16 protein-coding genes are annotated in these 15,612 nt (G+C 65.3%); 6 read left to right on the forward strand and 10 right to left on the reverse strand.

Features of this window, described 5'->3' with window-relative positions; genetic code table 11:
• Entirely contained in the window at positions 1-438 is a 438-nt protein-coding gene (locus E3T23_RS10220; protein ID WP_134370260.1) for a DUF488 domain-containing protein, read from the forward strand.
• 84 nt (positions 439-522) lie between these two features.
• On the opposite strand, the gene E3T23_RS10225 is transcribed toward E3T23_RS10220, so the two are convergent.
• Complete coding sequence (locus E3T23_RS10225; protein ID WP_134370261.1) at positions 523-1,959, reverse strand: DUF2252 domain-containing protein; 1,437 nt, start codon at positions 1,957-1,959, stop codon at positions 523-525.
• Between the two features lie 287 nt (positions 1,960-2,246).
• On the opposite strand from E3T23_RS10225, the gene E3T23_RS10230 reads away from it, so the two are divergent.
• Positions 2,247-2,705, forward strand: coding sequence for a DUF6325 family protein (locus E3T23_RS10230; RefSeq protein WP_134370262.1), 459 nt, complete (start codon positions 2,247-2,249; stop codon positions 2,703-2,705).
• Between the two features lie 19 nt (positions 2,706-2,724).
• The gene (locus tag E3T23_RS10235) at positions 2,725-3,075 is read left to right on the forward strand and encodes an SHOCT domain-containing protein (RefSeq protein ID WP_241977821.1); all 351 of its coding nucleotides are present in this window, start codon (positions 2,725-2,727) and stop codon (positions 3,073-3,075) included.
• Positions 3,076-3,785: 710 nt separating this feature from the next.
• On the opposite strand, the gene E3T23_RS10240 is transcribed toward E3T23_RS10235, so the two are convergent.
• Complete coding sequence (locus E3T23_RS10240; RefSeq protein WP_134370264.1) at positions 3,786-4,793, reverse strand: arsenic resistance protein; 1,008 nt, start codon at positions 4,791-4,793, stop codon at positions 3,786-3,788.
• A gap of 107 nt (positions 4,794-4,900) precedes the next feature.
• Here E3T23_RS10240 and E3T23_RS10245 point away from each other — a divergent pair, with 107 nt between their 5' ends.
• Both E3T23_RS10245 and E3T23_RS10250 read left to right on the forward strand, forming a co-directional pair.
• Positions 4,901-5,287, forward strand: a complete 387-nt coding sequence (locus tag E3T23_RS10245; protein ID WP_134370265.1) for an ArsR/SmtB family transcription factor — start codon at positions 4,901-4,903, stop codon at positions 5,285-5,287.
• Positions 5,284-7,236, forward strand: a complete 1,953-nt coding sequence (locus tag E3T23_RS10250; protein ID WP_134370266.1) for a heavy metal translocating P-type ATPase — start codon at positions 5,284-5,286, stop codon at positions 7,234-7,236. The genes E3T23_RS10245 and E3T23_RS10250 overlap by 4 nt, the downstream gene beginning before the upstream one ends.
• A gap of 423 nt (positions 7,237-7,659) precedes the next feature.
• On the opposite strand, the gene E3T23_RS10255 is transcribed toward E3T23_RS10250, so the two are convergent.
• From E3T23_RS10255 to E3T23_RS10290, 8 genes are all read right to left on the reverse strand, one after another.
• Entirely contained in the window at positions 7,660-8,790 is a 1,131-nt protein-coding gene (locus E3T23_RS10255) for a sensor histidine kinase (protein WP_134370267.1), read from the reverse strand.
• On the reverse strand, positions 8,787-9,479 hold the full coding sequence (locus E3T23_RS10260) for a response regulator (RefSeq protein ID WP_134370268.1): 693 nt from the start codon (positions 9,477-9,479) through the stop codon (positions 8,787-8,789). Before E3T23_RS10260 ends, E3T23_RS10255 begins: the two co-directional genes overlap by 4 nt.
• Before the next feature lie 87 nt (positions 9,480-9,566).
• Positions 9,567-9,827, reverse strand: a complete 261-nt coding sequence (locus tag E3T23_RS10265; RefSeq protein ID WP_134370269.1) for an SHOCT domain-containing protein — start codon at positions 9,825-9,827, stop codon at positions 9,567-9,569.
• Between the two features lie 56 nt (positions 9,828-9,883).
• Entirely contained in the window at positions 9,884-10,429 is a 546-nt protein-coding gene (locus tag E3T23_RS10270) for a hypothetical protein (RefSeq protein WP_134370270.1), read from the reverse strand.
• 415 nt (positions 10,430-10,844) lie between these two features.
• Positions 10,845-12,134, reverse strand: a complete 1,290-nt coding sequence (locus E3T23_RS10275; protein WP_134370271.1) for a bifunctional alpha/beta hydrolase/OsmC family protein — start codon at positions 12,132-12,134, stop codon at positions 10,845-10,847.
• 150 nt (positions 12,135-12,284) lie between these two features.
• Positions 12,285-12,983 carry a haloacid dehalogenase type II gene (locus E3T23_RS10280; protein ID WP_134370272.1) on the reverse strand — a complete coding sequence of 233 codons (699 nt, stop codon included), beginning with the start codon at positions 12,981-12,983 and terminating at the stop codon, positions 12,285-12,287.
• Positions 12,980-13,555 carry a Crp/Fnr family transcriptional regulator gene (locus tag E3T23_RS10285; RefSeq protein WP_241977823.1) on the reverse strand — a complete coding sequence of 192 codons (576 nt, stop codon included), beginning with the start codon at positions 13,553-13,555 and terminating at the stop codon, positions 12,980-12,982. The genes E3T23_RS10280 and E3T23_RS10285 overlap by 4 nt, the downstream gene beginning before the upstream one ends.
• Positions 13,556-13,655: 100 nt before the next feature.
• Positions 13,656-14,009, reverse strand: coding sequence for a hypothetical protein (locus E3T23_RS10290; protein WP_241977825.1), 354 nt, complete (start codon positions 14,007-14,009; stop codon positions 13,656-13,658).
• 374 nt (positions 14,010-14,383) lie between these two features.
• On the opposite strand from E3T23_RS10290, the gene E3T23_RS10295 reads away from it, so the two are divergent.
• Positions 14,384-15,559, forward strand: coding sequence for a TIGR04053 family radical SAM/SPASM domain-containing protein (locus E3T23_RS10295; RefSeq protein ID WP_134370273.1), 1,176 nt, complete (start codon positions 14,384-14,386; stop codon positions 15,557-15,559).
• Positions 15,560-15,612 lie beyond the last annotated feature (53 nt).

Here is a 15,612-nt window from a genome sequence, read left to right on the forward strand (position 1 = left end):
GTGAACCTCCGAATCAAGCGCGTCTACGACGACGCTGCCGTGGACGATGGCTGCCGCATCCTCGTTGACCGACTCTGGCCGCGCGGGGTCACGAAAGAGCGGGCGCAGCTGGATGCCTGGCTCAAGGAGATCGCCCCGTCGCCGGACCTCCGCACTTGGTGGAACCACGACCCGGAGCGCCAGGACGAATTCGCCATCCGCTATCGGGCCGAGCTCGACGGCAACCCGGCAACGATGCAGGCCGTGATCGAGCTCCGCGAGTTTGCGGCGCAGGGCGGGACCTCGACCCTGCTCTACGGCGCCAAGGACCCCGAGGTCAATCACGCCCAGATCCTGGCCGACTACCTCGGAGCATCGACGCACATCGGAGACTCGGTAGCGGATCTCCGTTCAACTCGAATGCCGGACGGACCGCTGCCGTCGGTGCACGGGTCATAGCTGGCCTGTACCTGCACGCCGAGATACTCGGCGAATCCTCGGAGCCCCGGATCCTCATGTCGGCGAGTGGATGCTCGGCGGAGGTCACACCCCCTCGATCGCTTGCAGACGGCCGGACCGCACCGCCGTGGCGAACGCCTCGTAGTCCCGGTCGTTCTGGTCGGCGTAGCGCTCGGAGAAGTCGGTCACCGACTTGTCGAATTTGTCGCTCTTTCCGAGGTAGGCCGCGATCGCGATGGGGTCGCCTGAGCGGGCGTGTGCCCGCGCGAGGGTCCAACCGCAGACCCGGGCGTAGACGGACATCCCGAGCGGATGCATCTCCTCGACCACGGCCGACCCCTTCATATCGCGCAGCTGCCGCCAGTACAGGAAGCGGTTGGTGCCCTGCAGGCCTTTCGTCCAGCCGAGGTAGATGTCGCTGGAGGCCTGCATCATCCGTTGGCCCTGCACGACCCGTTCCCCCGGCTGCTTGTAGCGGCTCTTCGGCAGGTGGTCTTCCAGAACGGATGCCGTGGCCTCCTTGACCTGGAGGAACAGTGGGTCATGCTCGTCGCGTCCCTCGAGCAGAGCGATGAAGGCGCGGGTTCCGACGCTGCCCACGCCGACGACTTTGCGGGCCACGTCGACGACCCGGAAACGCTCGAGCAGGTGACGACGGTCCTCTTGCAGGGTGGCCCGATAGGAGCGCAACTGCGCGTTGAGCGCGTCCCAGGTCTCCTCGGCGGACATGCCGAACGTGTCGTAGAGTTCGCGGACGGGAACAACGACCGGCGGTTGGCTGACGATCCGGTATCGCCCGTCCACGTACTCGGCCAATTTGGAGAGCGCCTGCACGCTGTCCCGAGTGCGGGCCTTCTCGGCCCACCGTTGGGCGTTCGTTCCGATGGCCTTCGCGACTTTCCGCTGCTTGCCCTTCTGAGTTCTGACGGCCATCTCGGCGGCGGCGATCAGCTCGTCGTCGGACATTCGGGCGTACCAGATGCCCATGGTGCCCATGGTTGCGAACCCGGCCATGGCCTCGCGGTAGGCCCGCACTGCCGTGCGCGTCACATCAAGCGTGTCCGCCGCGCTGAAACCGTTGTTCCGGGCCGCGATCGTGAAGCTGGCGGACATCCGGAGCACGTCGTACTCGAAGGGCCCGGGGAGTGTTTCGTCGAAGTCGTTGAGATCGAACAGGAGCGACCTCTCGGGAGAGGCGAACACACCGAAGTTGGAGAGGTGGGCATCCCCGCAGAGCTGGGCGTTCAATCCAGCCCGTGCGGTGTCCTTCAGGTCCTGGGCCATGATCTTGGCCGTGCCGCGGTAGAAGGTGAAGGGAGAAGCCAGCATCCGGCCGTGCCGCACCGGGACCAGGTCCTGCTCCCTGGAGGCATCCTGTTCCTCCAAAAGTGTGACCGGGTCCGGCCGGTCGGCGGCGGGAACCCAGCCACGGAGACTGGTGAGGGGCGTTCGCTCACGCGCGCTCTTGCCGCGCGTCTTCCGTTCCTCGACGCTCAGGTGTTCGACGTTGCGTGGGGTCATGATCGGCGACCTTTCTGCGGCCGCGGCGGCGGCTGCGACTGCGGGAAGTGGATTCCATCACGATTGCGTGGCCGCGATCCGGAGTCAACGGCCAGCGGCGGCTGACCCGTTCGGGCGCGGTCCGGGGCAGATTGCAGCGCCGGTTCGGAGACCAGCCGTCACGGTTCGTCAGCTGGACGGTGACGTTTGGACCGCGACAGCGCGGGTTCCCGGATGACGGCTGGAGTGCTAGGTTCGACTCGTTTCAACCAGTTTGCCCGGGTGAGTGGTCGAGGAGGTTGTGAAGTATGACGGCAGAAACCCAGCAGGGATCAGGGGACGACGATCTGGGACCGATCGATTTTCTTGCCATCGAGTTTCCACAAGGCCGTCTCACGGCTTCGGGCTTTGAGAAGCTGCTCTCTCTAGCCGACCAGGGCATCGTTGGAATCCTGGACATGGAGTTCATCGCCAAGGATGCCGACGGCAAAAGCAAAAAGGTCGACGTCTGGCAGTTCGCAGTCCCCGCCGATGTCGACCTGGCTGCCTGGGCGGGGGCATCGTCTGGCCTGCTTGATGACTCAGACGTCGATGAGATAGCTGCGTCTATGCAGCCTGGAAGTGTCGCCGTAGTCGTGATCTACGAAAATCGTTGGGTCCTGGGTCTGGTGGATGCCTGGCGGCACGACGGCGCGAGGCTGATCGCCAATGGTGGGATACCCGCCGGCGACCTTGTGGCTGCCCTGGATGCGACTGAGCGCACCTGACCGACCTCAACGATTTCTTGTGACTGAACCCCGCGACGAAACCGACGACAAGGAGAGCATTGTGGGCCTTTTGAAGACCGCAGCTACGGCTGCTGTCGCCAGTTCCGTTCACGGACGGGTGCAGCGGCGGCAGCAAGCCCGGTGGGCTGCCCAAGACCAGTCCGCGGCGGGTGTGCCGGCCCCGGCACCGCCAGCTCAGTATGCGACGCCGGCACAGCCGCAGCAGACTTACGCCGACTCCACCCCGGCGCCGCCGGCGGGCGCGAGCGACCGACTCGCCCAGCTGAAACAGCTCGGTGAGCTGTTGTCGGCGGGACTGCTGACCACCGCTGAGTTCGAGCAGGAGAAAGCCCGCATCCTGAGCGTCTGAAATCGCCGACAGCCGCATGAACGAGTGCGGGTCGAGCCACTACCGAATCGGCCTACCCCCCCCTCCTGAACTCGGCGTCCTCCCTCGTCGTCATTGCCGTCTCAAGACCGGCCAACGACCCCAGTGAACGTCTCGACCCGAGCGTCTTGACTTCGGCCGATCCCGATCACTCGCAGGTGGCACCCAGCCCCCCGTTGACGATCGCGACGTGCACCACCCGTTGGAAACGCCGCTGGGACCGTCTGGGGCCATCTGAACAGTGCGGGTCTCCCAGCCATTCGGGAGGACCGCGGTCGTGACGTTGACACCCTGCGCGTAGAAACCGTGGTCCATGTGAGACTGCGACCACTCCCCCAGGTTGGCGTCGATGAGCGTCGCCAGCAGCAGGGACCCGAGGCTGTCGGTCCCGGAGAGGGCAAGCTCGACGTCGACTTCGCCGCCTGAATCGAGATGCACGGACACCTCATACGCGGAGCCACCGTCACATTGCGCTCAGCGGAGGTCAGTGTTCCTGTCCCCACCTCGGCGAGGGCGGCGTTGCTTGCGGGCCAGTTTCCGCACCGGGTGGGTGGGACTTGAACCCACGACCGGCGGTTTGCGACGACCCCATCGAACGTCTCGACCCAAACGTCTTGACCTCGACTGATCTCGATCTGACCGGGAGTTCCCTGCAATGTCGGATCCAATTCCATCGGGACACCTCGACCTACCTAGGTCGGTCTCGACGCAATAAACGTTGAACAAACGTGCGCGGCGCGGCCTTGACCGGTGAGCCGAGGTACGAGGCGCACGAGGACCACCATACCGACGAGCTCCACGAGTGTCTGGGTCACCACAGCCAGTGCGGCCAAGGAGAGGGTTTCAGGCAGCGCAAGTGCCAGCGGGAGGACTACCAGAGAATTCCGGGTGGATCCGCTGAAGACGAGCGCTCGGGTCGCCGGCACGTCCAGGTGAGCGAGTCGACTCGCGGTCAACCCGACGACGACCATGATGAGCAGGAAGGCGATGTACAGCGGGACGACCGGCAGAAGCGAGACAACCTGCGTGCCCACGGCTGCGATCTGGGATCCGATCACCACGGTCAGGGTGGTCATCATCAGCGGGACCATAAGAGCCTGCATGACGGCTTCGATCGCCCGCCCGAACCGGTGCCGACGGCACACCCATTGAACGGTGGCCGCCGCCAGCAGGGGAATCACGATCAGGCCGAGGAACGCCTGGAGGAACGGCTCAATCGCTATCATCGACACGGTGTCCGGGCCGGCGAACAGCAGCAGGTAGCCGGGGAGCAGAACAATCTGCAGCAGCATCAGCAGAGGTGTTGCCGCCAGGAGTCGATCCCGTGCCCCGCCGGCCAGACCGGTGAACACGATCACATAGTCAACACACGGTGTCAGCAGAACGAGCAGGGCGCCGAGGAGCAGAGCCCGGTCACCGGCAACGAATCGGGACAGGCCGAACGCGACCACCGGAACGACGACGAAATTGACGGCGACCACGGTGCCCAGAAAACGGATGTCCAGAAAGGCCCGGCCGATCTGAATCATCGGCACACCGAGGAACGTGGCGAACAGAAGCAGGCCGAGCACCGGATTGATGCTCAGGGCCAGACCGGGGGCAACCGTCGGTGCAAGCCAACCGACTACACCGCCGAGCAAGATCGCAGCGAGGTACAAAGCAATCTGCCGGCGCTCCATCCACTGCATTAGTCCGACCATCGACCAACCGTACAGCGCCCGCACGCTCGCGTCGTCTGGGTCGATGTCCTCCCCCGGTAACGACCAACGAACGATGAAGAATCTGCATTGAGCGCTATCATCGTCTTATGGCGATCAAATCTTCAGTTCCGGCCGATGCGTGCGGGCGACTCGATCCTGCAGCTGCACTGTTCCACTCCCTCAGCGACCCGACCCGGTTGAGCATCGTGAAGCGAATGACCGGCGGCGAGGTCCGGGTCAGTGACCTTACCGGTGAGCTGGGCCTGGCCCAATCCACGGTATCGGCGCACGTTGCGTGCCTGCGTGATTGCGGCCTGGTGGAAGGCCGCATGCAGGGCCGCAGCGTGTATTACTCGCTGTCCCGTCCGGAGTTGTTTGACATGCTCGCCCAGGCCGAGGTCCTCCTCGCCGCGACCGGCAACGCGGTCAGCCTGTGCCCGAACTACGGCACCGGCAGCACCGCCGCCGCCCCGAGGGAGGAGCACGCACGATGAGTGATGCCTGTGGTTGCAGCGACGAGAAGATCGGGACCGAGGAATCCGAAGAGGAGGAGGCCGTCAGTTTCTGGCAGGTGAGCGAAGTCCGGGCGGCGGCGGCCTCCGGCGTACTTCTCCTTGCCGCGTGGATCGTCTCGCTGGCCGGTGGCCCCCAGATACTGATACTGCCGCTGGAAATCACGGCGCTGCTGGTTGCCGCGTGGACGTTCGTTCCGTCCACCCTCCGGCGGCTGTTCACTGGCAGAATCGGGGTCGGCACGCTGATGACGATCGCCGCCGCAGGTGCGGTCGCGCTCGGGCAGGTCGAGGAAGCAGCCATGCTGGCCTTCCTCTACGCGATCTCCGAAGGGCTCGAGGAATACTCCTTGGCGAAAACCCGCCGGGGTCTGCGCGCTCTGCTGGACCTGGTCCCGGCCGAGGCGACGATCCTGCGGGACGGCGCCGAGGTCACTGTCTCCCCGTCAACACTCACCCCCGGGGACCGCATGGTCGTGCGGCCCGGGGAACGTCTGGCAACCGACGGCAGGATCATTATCGGCCGCACGTCCCTGGACACCTCTGCGCTCACCGGAGAATCCGTCCCGGTCGAGGCCGGACCAGGGGCCGAAGTCTATGCCGGGTCCATCAACGGCACAGGCCCGCTCGAGGTCGAGGTCACCAGCACCGCCGAGAACAACTCGCTGGCCAGGATCGTTCAGATCGTGGAGGCCGAGCAGTCCCGCAAGGGTCCCGGCCAGCGTCTGGCCGACTCCATCGCCAGCAAGCTGGTTCCGGGCATCCTGATCGTTGCGGTCCTCATCATCATCTTCGGATTCATCGTCGGCGAACCACTGTTGTGGTTCGAACGTGCGCTGGTCGTCCTCGTCGCCGCCTCGCCGTGCGCCCTGGCGATCTCCGTCCCGGTGACCGTGGTCGCCTCCGTCGGCGCGGCCAGCCGCATGGGGGTGCTCATCAAGGGTGGGGGCGCCCTGGAAACCCTGGGGAAGATCCGCACCATTGCGCTGGACAAGACCGGGACCCTCACCCGCAACAAACCGGCCGTGATCGACGTCGCCACCACCGGATCCGTTTCCAGGGACTACGTCCTCGTCCTCGCGGCCGGCCTGGAATCCCGCAGCGAACACCCGCTCGCCCGCGCCATTCTGGCCGCGGCCCCGAACCGGGCGGAGATCACTGACGTGGATACCGTCCCCGGCGCCGGCCTGGTGGGCCGGCTGGACGGGCGGCGTGTGCGTCTCGGCCGTCCGGGCTGGATCGACGCGGGCGCCCTGGCCGCCGACGTCCAGCGGATGCAACAGGCAGGCGCAACCGCTGTCCTCATTGAGGACGACGGGCAGGTCATCGGAGCCATCGCAGTCCGTGACGAGCTGCGTCCCGAAACCCGGCAGGTCATCGACCGGCTGAACGCATCCGGATACACCACGGTCATGCTCACCGGCGACAACCTGATCACCGCCACCGCCTTGGCGAACGCCGCGGGCATCACCGAAGTCCATGCCGACCTCCGCCCGGAGGACAAAGCGGAAATCATCCGCACCCTCAAGGCCCGCCAGCCCACGGCCATGGTCGGCGACGGCGTCAACGACGCACCCGCCCTCGCAACCGCCGACACCGGCATCGCCATGGGCGCCATGGGCACCGACGTCGCCATCGAAACCGCCGACATCGCGCTGATGGGCGAGGACCTGAACCACCTACCCCAGGTGCTCGACCACGCGCGGAGAACCCGGAACATCATGCTCCAAAACGTGGGCCTGTCCCTGCTGCTGATCACCGTGCTCATACCCTTGGCTCTTTTCGGTACGCTCGGCTTGGCTGCCGTGGTCCTGATCCACGAACTGGCCGAAATCGTCGTGATCGCCAACGGCGTCCGGGCGGGACGACTGAGCCGCACCACCGCGCCGAGAGCCGCGCAAACCGCGCCGGCCTTGGAACCGGCTGCATGAGCGCCGAAGCCATGCTTTCCAGCGGAGTTTCCACCGACCTGGTTGATTATTGCAGCCCTGGCCTTGACCTTCGCCGCGCAACCGGAACGGCGGCTGACTAGCGGGAGGTGACCCTCAGGGATCGCATATTTCGTTGGAGGATCACGCCGATGACCACGAGCGTCAAGAGTGTAGCGCTGAGCCCGCGCCAGGGAGCGCGTCGTGCTCGGATCATTCCTGGACAGCTGTGTCGGTGGCCCCGCGACGGTCCTCGAAGGTCGAGATCTCGAGCTTCTCCCCGTTGCGGAAGAACGTGGGTCCGGAAGTCTGCCGCTCGCGAGTCCGGCTGCTCTCCCCCTACGCTCTGCGTTTCGAAGATCGTCATCCGGCTCAGTCCCGAGATCGCCGCCATCTCCATGTCCGGCTCCAGTGTCATCGTCGCGGTCAACGCGTTGCTGCTCCTGATCTGGGGGCGGAACGCAGGGGCACCATGACCGTGAAGCTGGCTCCACGCGCGGTCCCTGCCGATGAGGCCGTCACGTCCCCGCCGTGTGCACGCGCTATTTCTCGGGCGATCGTGAGACCGATCCCCGATCCGGCGGAGCGGGGGGTCTGTCCTGGCACCCGGTAGAACCGCTCGAAGACACGGTCTGTGTCTTCCGCGACCAGGCCCACTCCCGTGTCGGTCACGACAACCTCACCACGACCGTCGGCGCCATGCGCCGTGATCGTGACGGCACCGCCCGCCGGGGTGGCGAGCAGGGCGTTGCCGAAAAGGTTGGTCAGCACCTGGGTGATCCGGTCCGGGTCCACGTGCACGAGCAGCGGCGTGTCGACGTTGAGTGTCAACGCCACGCCCGCATCGTCGAATTGCGGAGCGAGCCGGTTGGCCGTGCGACGAGCAAGATCGGCAAGGTCCGCATTAACTGGATGCAGGTCGAGTCGCTGTTCTTGAGCGCGCGACAAGCTGGACAGGTCATCGGAGAGGCGGTGCAAGCGGCGCAATTCGTCACTGAGGGAGGCAAACGTGTCGGGGCCGGCGGTGAACACGCCATCGATCAGCCCCTCGACGTAGCCGTCCAGGACGGTCAAGGGGGTTCGCATCTCATGCGCAACCTCACCGAGCAGCCGGGTGCGCCGGGACTCCGTATCGGCCAGGGCCTCAGCCAGCGTGTTGACGTCGGTGGCCAGCGCTGCCAGTTCCGGCTCGGAGGGGACGGGAACTCGACCCCCATACTTTCCGGCAGCGATCAGCTTCGTCGCGGCCCGCACCGCGTTGAGCGGGCGAAGTAGGCGCCCCGTGACTGCCGCGGCCACAAAACCTGCGGCGATGACGCTGGCCAGCACGCCGACGATCAGCGAGGTCGTGAGCGCGGACAGGAAGGCGGAGCGCACGCTGGTCGCATCCATGACCCCCATCGACATACCGGTGCCCTCACTGTCCATCATCATGCCCAGCCGGTCTTCGAACAGTCGGGGGGCAAGCAGGGAGATGGTCAGATAGGCCACCAGTCCGCCGACCACGGCAATGGCGGCATAGGAGATGAACAGGCGCAGCGAGAGACGCATCTTCATCGGGGCCCGGCCACGAACTTGTAGCCCACGCCCCGCACTGTGGCGATCAGGTGTGGATCGCCGGCATCGTCGCCGAGTCGAGCGCGCAAACTGCGGATGTGGACATCGACGACGCGCTCGTCGCCGTAAAAATCGTAGCCCCAGACTTTTTCAAGCAGTTGTGCCCGAGAGAACACTCGCCCGGGCTCGGTGGCGAGTGCGGCGAGAAGGTCGAACTCTAGGCTCGACAGCCCCACTGAGACTCCATTCGCCTCGACCTCGCGGTGAGCCGGTTTGATGGACAACCCGTCGAAACGAAGCAGGGCGTCTCCATCGGTCCGGTCCCCTCGATTGTCACGACGCAGCATCGCCTTCACTCGGGCCGTCACCTCGCGCGGGCTGAACGGCTTGGTCACATAATCATCCGCACCCACACCCAGCCCCACGAGCTTGTCGACCTCCTCCGCCCTGGCCGTGACGAGGATCACGTACGCGTCGCTGAACCCGCGCAACTGCCGGAGGACCTCCAGCCCGTCGATCCCCGGCAGCATCACGTCCAGGAGCACGAGAACGGGAGGGTCTTTGCGGAGTGCCGCAAGCGCCTCGGTGCCGTCCGCAGCCTCCGCTACGTCATACCCTTCCGCTTCCAGGTAGCCGCGCAGGACGGTCCTGATCTGTGCCTCGTCATCAACAACCAGGACTTTCTGCATCGCTCACCCCTTTCTCCTGATTATCGCCGCCCACCGGCACTGACTCCGCATTACGCCCAGAAACTCGGCGAGCGGCCCCCTCAGGCCCTACCCTTCGAGGACCTTCAACCGTTCTCGGTACTCCGTTTCATTCAATTCACCCTTCGCGAAGCGATCATCGAGGATTTGACGCGCTTGACTCCGCTCGCCTTCCCCTCGGCCTGCCCGAGAACCTCCGCGCGACACACCGCGATCCGTTCCGCCCGCAAAAGACATCACGATCCAGACAACGAGAAGGATGACTGCGACGAGCATGAGCAGCCCTACCGGCCATCCCCACGCCATGTTGTAACCGTTTCCCCACATCATTTCTCCTGCTCCTTCAATTCTTGTTCACTTTTTGACATTGATACAGTCCGTGGCGGTCAGGTCGTTGCCATTCCCGGGCCCATTTCTGTGCCTGTGCCCATTCCGATACCCGAGTGCATACCCATTCCCGAACCCATGCCCATCCCCTCACCTGGGGTGTGGGTAGCGTTCAGCATCGTGTCGATGCGGCTCGTCATCTGGTCCACGGCTGCCGCTCTTTCATCAGATGACAGAGTGCTGTTGGAGTCGAGATTGGTTTTGAGTTCCGAGACCATTGCGTCCTTGAGTCCAGAAACCGATTTGCCCTCAGCTTCGGCTATGTCCGCGAGGGACTCACCCGACTGCAGCCGCTGCTGCAGCTCCGTCTGGCTCAGGCCGAGGGAACTCGCGACCGCGATCATGGGCGAACTCTGCCCAAATCCCCTGCCGCCCATGTGGTCAGACTGGTGATCGTCAACTGTTGACGAGTTCGTCGATGACGGCCGGGGAATCGTCCCCTCACCGGTTGAGGCCTGCGCGGCGGCAACACCCCCAGTGACAAGCGCTCCGACAAGCCCGAGTCCCGCAATACCAGCGGTCATTTTCTTCCGATTGAATGTCATCAGTCTCAGCACCTTTCACTTTCAGCCACCACGTTGGTGTCTACACACCAGCATGCAGACCGCGCATGAAGCGCCAGCCTCCGAGAGTGTGAAGGTTCGATGAAACGCACTGACCCGGCTCCAACTGCTCCGCCCAGACCCCCACCGAAGCGGTGAATCCTGAGGGCGTGCACCAAGCTAACGACCTCAACTCACAGTGACAGGCACACCGCGGGCGATCAGTCGATGCCCCAAGTCGATTCGAGCTCGAGATCGAGATCGAGCACGTTGAGTCATTCAATGGCCACAACCCGAGAGTGCACTAGGGCATCCCAGACCACCCCAACCGGGTCGTGCATAAACGTTCGCGCTTCAAGTACCAGGGCGGCGGAATGCCGGTCCGACAGGAGCGCGTGGTCGGCGATTGGGAGTGCGCTCATGCCTGGACTCCGACATCCAGATCATCGCTGATCGTTGTGGGACCTCGACCGTCGTCGACGACGGTCGTGTCGATGACGATTTCCGAGTGCAGGGTGCGGTGTACGGGGCATTTGTCGGCGATTTCGCGTAACCGCTGACGCTGCTCGTCGTCGAGGTCACCGTCGAAGCGGATGACCCGTTCGATGCGGTCAACCTGGCCGGTTTCGGTCTCGCAGTTGCTGCAGTCCTGCGCATGGATTCGGGAGTGCCGCAGCGAAACGGTGACCTTCTCCAGCGGCCACTTCTTGCGCTCGGCATACATCCGCACTGTCATCGAAGTGCAGGCGCCCAGGCCGGCCAGTAGGAAATCATAGGGCGACGGGCCGCTGTCGGTGCCGATGGGAGCGGGCTCGTCGGCGGCCAGCCGGTGCCGACCGATCATGATCCGCTGGGCGAAAGCCCCGGTCCCGGTCTCGGCCACTACGACGAGTCCTTCAGCCGGGTCTTCCGATGTGGACGATGCAGCCGGCTCCGGGAGCGGGGCGACGGCGTAACGGCCGGCCCAGGTGGCGAGCATGGCGGCCGCGTAGGCGGCATCCGCCGGCTTCGTCAGCAGGTGATCGGCCCCATCGAGCGCCACGAACGATTTAGGGTGCCTGGCTGCCTCATAGATGCGACGCGCGTTGTCGGCATCGACGGTGGTGTCGGTCGGCGAGTGCATCACCAGCAGTGCCGCGCCCAGGTTGCGAATACGCTCGGCCTGAGGCTGGGCGGCGATGTCATCGAGGAACTGGCGACGGATGCGGAAGGTGCGGCCGGAGAGTTCCACCTCAGCCTCCCCGCACGCTTCGATCTCGGCGCGGCTCTCGCGCAGCAGGTGTGCGAGGTGGTCGGGATCGGCCGGCGCCCCGATCGTCGCCACGGCCCGCACCTCGGGGATGCGGTGGGTGACGGCGAGCACGGCGGCCCCGCCCAGCGAGTGCCCGATCAGCAGGGACGGCGCCGCGTGGTGCTCACGCAGATAGTTTGCGGCGTTGACCAGATCCTCGATGTTGGAACTGAAATTGGTGTTGGCGAAGTCTCCCCCGGACTGTCCCAGACCGGTGAAGTCGAACCGGAGCACCGCGATCCCGAAGTCGGTCAGGGCCCGGGAAATCCGGGCTGCCGCGAGCACGTCCTTGCTGCACGTGAAGCAGTGCGCGAACAGCGCGTAGGCCCGGGGCTTCGACTCCGGCAGGTCCAGACGCGCCGCCAGGGGCGACCCCTGGGAGCCGGTGAACTCCAGTCTCTCGCTCTGCCTGCTCATGCGTTGTCCGTTCTGTAGTTGATCGTTCTGTGGTCGATCATCGATCCTGGCCTGGCTCTTGTCCCCGAACGAATTCGACGGAGATTTTCCGATTTTCGGCCCATTTGGGCCCGAAACCGGGCTCCAGGGCCAAAATCTCCGTCGAATTCGTCAGGAGCGGTGGGCGGGGTGAGGGTCGGGGGCGAGCTGGGTGGCCAGTTCACCGAGAGCGCTGAGGGTGTGGTCCGGTGCAGTGAAGAAGCTGGGGTAGGTCTCGCCGGTGCGGTTCAGCCATGCGGTGCGGAGGCCCGCCTGGGCTGCCCCATGGATGTCCCAGGGGTGCACGGCGACCAGGAGGAGGTCGGACGGCTGGACCCCACAGGCATCTGCGGCGTACTCGTAGGCGGCCCGAACCGGCTTCCAGGCCGGGGCGTCCTCCACCGTGAGCAGGGCCTCGAATTCGCCCCGGAGGCCCGACCGGGTCAGGAGGGACTCTGCCACCTGCGCGGATCCGTTGGAGAAAGTCACGAGGCGCAGCCCCGCACTCTTCAGGCCACGGATGCCGTCGGCGATGTCCGGGTGCAGGCTCAACGTTTCGAATCCGTCCATCACGTGGCGTACCGCGTCGTCGAGGCTCTGGGTGAGGGCGACGTCGCGGAGTACTCCGCACAGGAGCTCGGAGCCGATCATCGAGAATTTCGCGGTCCCGCCCGCGGCGGCCAGGGCGAACCCGTCCCGCAGCAGCGTGGCGAACCAGACCCTGGCCAGGGAGGCCGGGGCGCCGACCTCCACGAACCGGGCGCTCAGGGGGGACATGTCGGAGAGGGTCTCGTTGACGTCGAACACGATCACTGAGGGCGTGCTGGTCATAGTGGGTTCCTTTGGTCAGTGCGGGTGGTGCCGGTCGTGCGGCCTCGCTGGTCGGTCACTCCGTGCGCCGGACGACAACGCTCAGTGCGGAGGCATCCTGGATGATGATGCGTCCCCGGCCCCGACGGATCAGGTCGCGGGCGGCGAAATCGGCCATGGTCTTGGAGCGCCAGATCGGTCAGTCGCTCCTCGAGCTGGGCGACCTGTTCGCCCAGCAGACGGGAGATGCGCACGGCGATGCGCGGATCGGAGAGGAAATACTGTCCGACCTCAGCCACGGTGAGCTGGCAGATGGCCGCGTCCTCGATGGCCTCCGCATCGTTGTCGTACATGCGCTGGCCAACGAGTGACGTATCGCCGAAGACGGCGCCGGGTTCGAGGATGGCCATGGTCAGGGCCTTGCCGTCTTCGGTCACGCGGAAAACGCGCACCCGCCCGGCCTTGAGGATGAAAAGCGCGGTGACCGGCTGGCTCTGGCTGAAGACGAGTTCCCCGGCCCGGAACAACCGGGCCGGGGTCATCAAATCCATCGCATCGATCTCGGCTTGGCTGAGGTCCGCGAACAGATCCACCTCGGTCAGGCACCTGAACGGTTCTGCGGGTGTCGATATCAACGGGTTGGCCTCTCGTGCGTGCGGCGACCAGGGACGCCGGTCCCGATCGGGGCCGCACTCATCTCGTCTCCGCAGGTTTCACGCAATTGCTCACGCTCGGCTCGTGAGGATACGCACGGCCGTCAGCCTCAGAATAGCCCCGTAGATCAGGTGCCCCATCAAAGAGAACACGCTGGTCATGTCCAGGACGAAGAGGGGCATCCCCAGCATCAGGAGCATCATCACCAGCGGTCCGAGAACCCACCAGATGGTTGCCGAACAGAACCGTCAGGCCCGAACCGATCATGATCGAGATTATCAGGTGCAGCCAAAAACCAACCAACGCCGACGAGGAGCCGACCATGGACGCGAGCATCGGCAGCATGCCCATCAACATGCCGAAGACCGCACCGCCGGCCAGTCCCCCGAGCACCCCGGCCAGGCCGCGCCGACCCAAGTGGCGGAGAGGGCAGCGGGGCATAAAAGCCGGAGGAACGCGAATTCTGCGATCTCGGACACACCCCCCAAGCAAACCCAACCCATGTGCTCGTCCGGCGTGCGTTCAACGTGAACAGGCGGCGGAACTGTGGAGAAAGCCGGGCGTCCCCAGGGTGGCGGTGCTTGTGGTGAGCCGCCGGTAAATAAACACGGAACTCTTCTCAAGTTTAAAAAGGAACTTTATGCTAAAAATTATTTGGGTCATGAATGACCCGAGCTCACGCTGACGGAAACCCCGAAGCAGCTCGAAACCACAGGCGCGACCAACCGGCATCAGCCGGACACGGACGCCTGGGCGAGGAACCCCGCATGACCGAATCCCCCCGCAAACGCCCAGTGCGATTGCTGCACCACGACGCCGCCGAACGGCCCTTCATCGTCATCTGGGAGGTCACCCGAGCCTGCCAATTGGTCTGCACCCACTGCCGCGCCGACGCCATCCGCAGCCGCAACCCGTTCGAGCTCAGCACCAAGCAGGGCAAGGAGCTGCTCGACGACCTGGCCGCGTTCGGCACGCCACGCCCACTCATCGTGCTTACCGGCGGCGACCCCTTCGAACGGCCCGACCTGCCCGAACTCGTTGCCCACGGCACCGGGCTTGGGCTGAGCATGGCCCTCTCCCCCTCGGTGACCCCGAAGCTCACCCGCTCGGTGCTCGTCGAACTGCACGACGCCGGAGCGAAGGCCATCTCGCTCTCGCTGGACGGGGCGACCGCCGCCTCCCACGACGCATTCCGAGGCGTGAACGGCGTATTCGACGACACCATGGTCGCGGCCCGGATGGTGCGCGAGGTCGGCTACCGGCTGCAGATCAACACGACGGTTACCGCCGCCAACGTGCACGAGTTGCCGTCCATTCTCAAAACCGTGCTCGAGCTTGGCACCACACTCTGGAGCATCTTCTTCCTGGTACCGACCGGGCGCGGCAAGCTGCTGCAGGCACTGAGCGCCGATCAGGTGGAAGAGGTGCTGCACTGGATGCACGACGTCTCCGACCTTGTGGCCATCAAGGCGACCGAGGCGCCGCACTACCGTCGAATCGCGATCCAGCGCGCCGGTGTGGCCGACCTCGACGCGACCTTCCCTGTGGGCCCGCTGCGGGCCGAGCTGCGTCGGGACACCGCCGACCTCCTGACGGGAGACGAGCCGAAACGGCGCGCCGCCCGGGCCCCGATCGATGTCAATTCCGGCCGCGGCTTCGCCTTCGTCGACCATGTCGGCCTGGTCTACCCGAGCGGGTTCCTGCCGGTCGCTGTGGGCTGTGTTCGCGACCAGCCGTTCTCGGAGATCTACCGTGACGCCGAGCTGCTGCAAGATCTACGCTCGCCCGACAAGTTCGGCGACCGGTGCGGCCGCTGCGAGTTCCGCACGGTCTGCGGCGGGTCACGGTCGCATGCCTATGCCGTCACCGGCGATCCACTCGCTGCCGACCCAAGCTGTGCCTTTGAGCCGGCGATGCCGGACGAGCCGGCAGAAGCTCACTGACCGACTGACGCAGACAGAACAATGCCCGGCCGATTCCTCGGCCGGGCATTGTT

The organism is Cryobacterium cheniae, assembly GCF_004403395.1.
Classification (GTDB): domain Bacteria; phylum Actinomycetota; class Actinomycetes; order Actinomycetales; family Microbacteriaceae; genus Cryobacterium; species Cryobacterium cheniae.

Coding starts and splice junctions, on each gene's coding strand:
- E3T23_RS10225 (WP_134370261.1), bottom strand. CDS start 1,959: ATGACCCCACGCAACGTCGAACACCTGAGCGTCGAGGAACGGAAGACG.
- E3T23_RS10230 (WP_134370262.1), top strand. CDS start 2,247: ATGACGGCAGAAACCCAGCAGGGATCAGGGGACGACGATCTGGGACCG.
- E3T23_RS10240 (WP_134370264.1), bottom strand. CDS start 4,793: ATGGTCGGACTAATGCAGTGGATGGAGCGCCGGCAGATTGCTTTGTAC.
- E3T23_RS10245 (WP_134370265.1), top strand. CDS start 4,901: ATGGCGATCAAATCTTCAGTTCCGGCCGATGCGTGCGGGCGACTCGAT.
- E3T23_RS10250 (WP_134370266.1), top strand. CDS start 5,284: ATGAGTGATGCCTGTGGTTGCAGCGACGAGAAGATCGGGACCGAGGAA.
- E3T23_RS10255 (WP_134370267.1), bottom strand. CDS start 8,790: ATGAAGATGCGTCTCTCGCTGCGCCTGTTCATCTCCTATGCCGCCATT.
- E3T23_RS10260 (WP_134370268.1), bottom strand. CDS start 9,479: ATGCAGAAAGTCCTGGTTGTTGATGACGAGGCACAGATCAGGACCGTC.
- E3T23_RS10265 (WP_134370269.1), bottom strand. CDS start 9,827: ATGATGTGGGGAAACGGTTACAACATGGCGTGGGGATGGCCGGTAGGG.
- E3T23_RS10270 (WP_134370270.1), bottom strand. CDS start 10,429: ATGACATTCAATCGGAAGAAAATGACCGCTGGTATTGCGGGACTCGGG.
- E3T23_RS10275 (WP_134370271.1), bottom strand. CDS start 12,134: ATGAGCAGGCAGAGCGAGAGACTGGAGTTCACCGGCTCCCAGGGGTCG.
- E3T23_RS10280 (WP_134370272.1), bottom strand. CDS start 12,983: ATGACCAGCACGCCCTCAGTGATCGTGTTCGACGTCAACGAGACCCTC.
- E3T23_RS10295 (WP_134370273.1), top strand. CDS start 14,384: ATGACCGAATCCCCCCGCAAACGCCCAGTGCGATTGCTGCACCACGAC.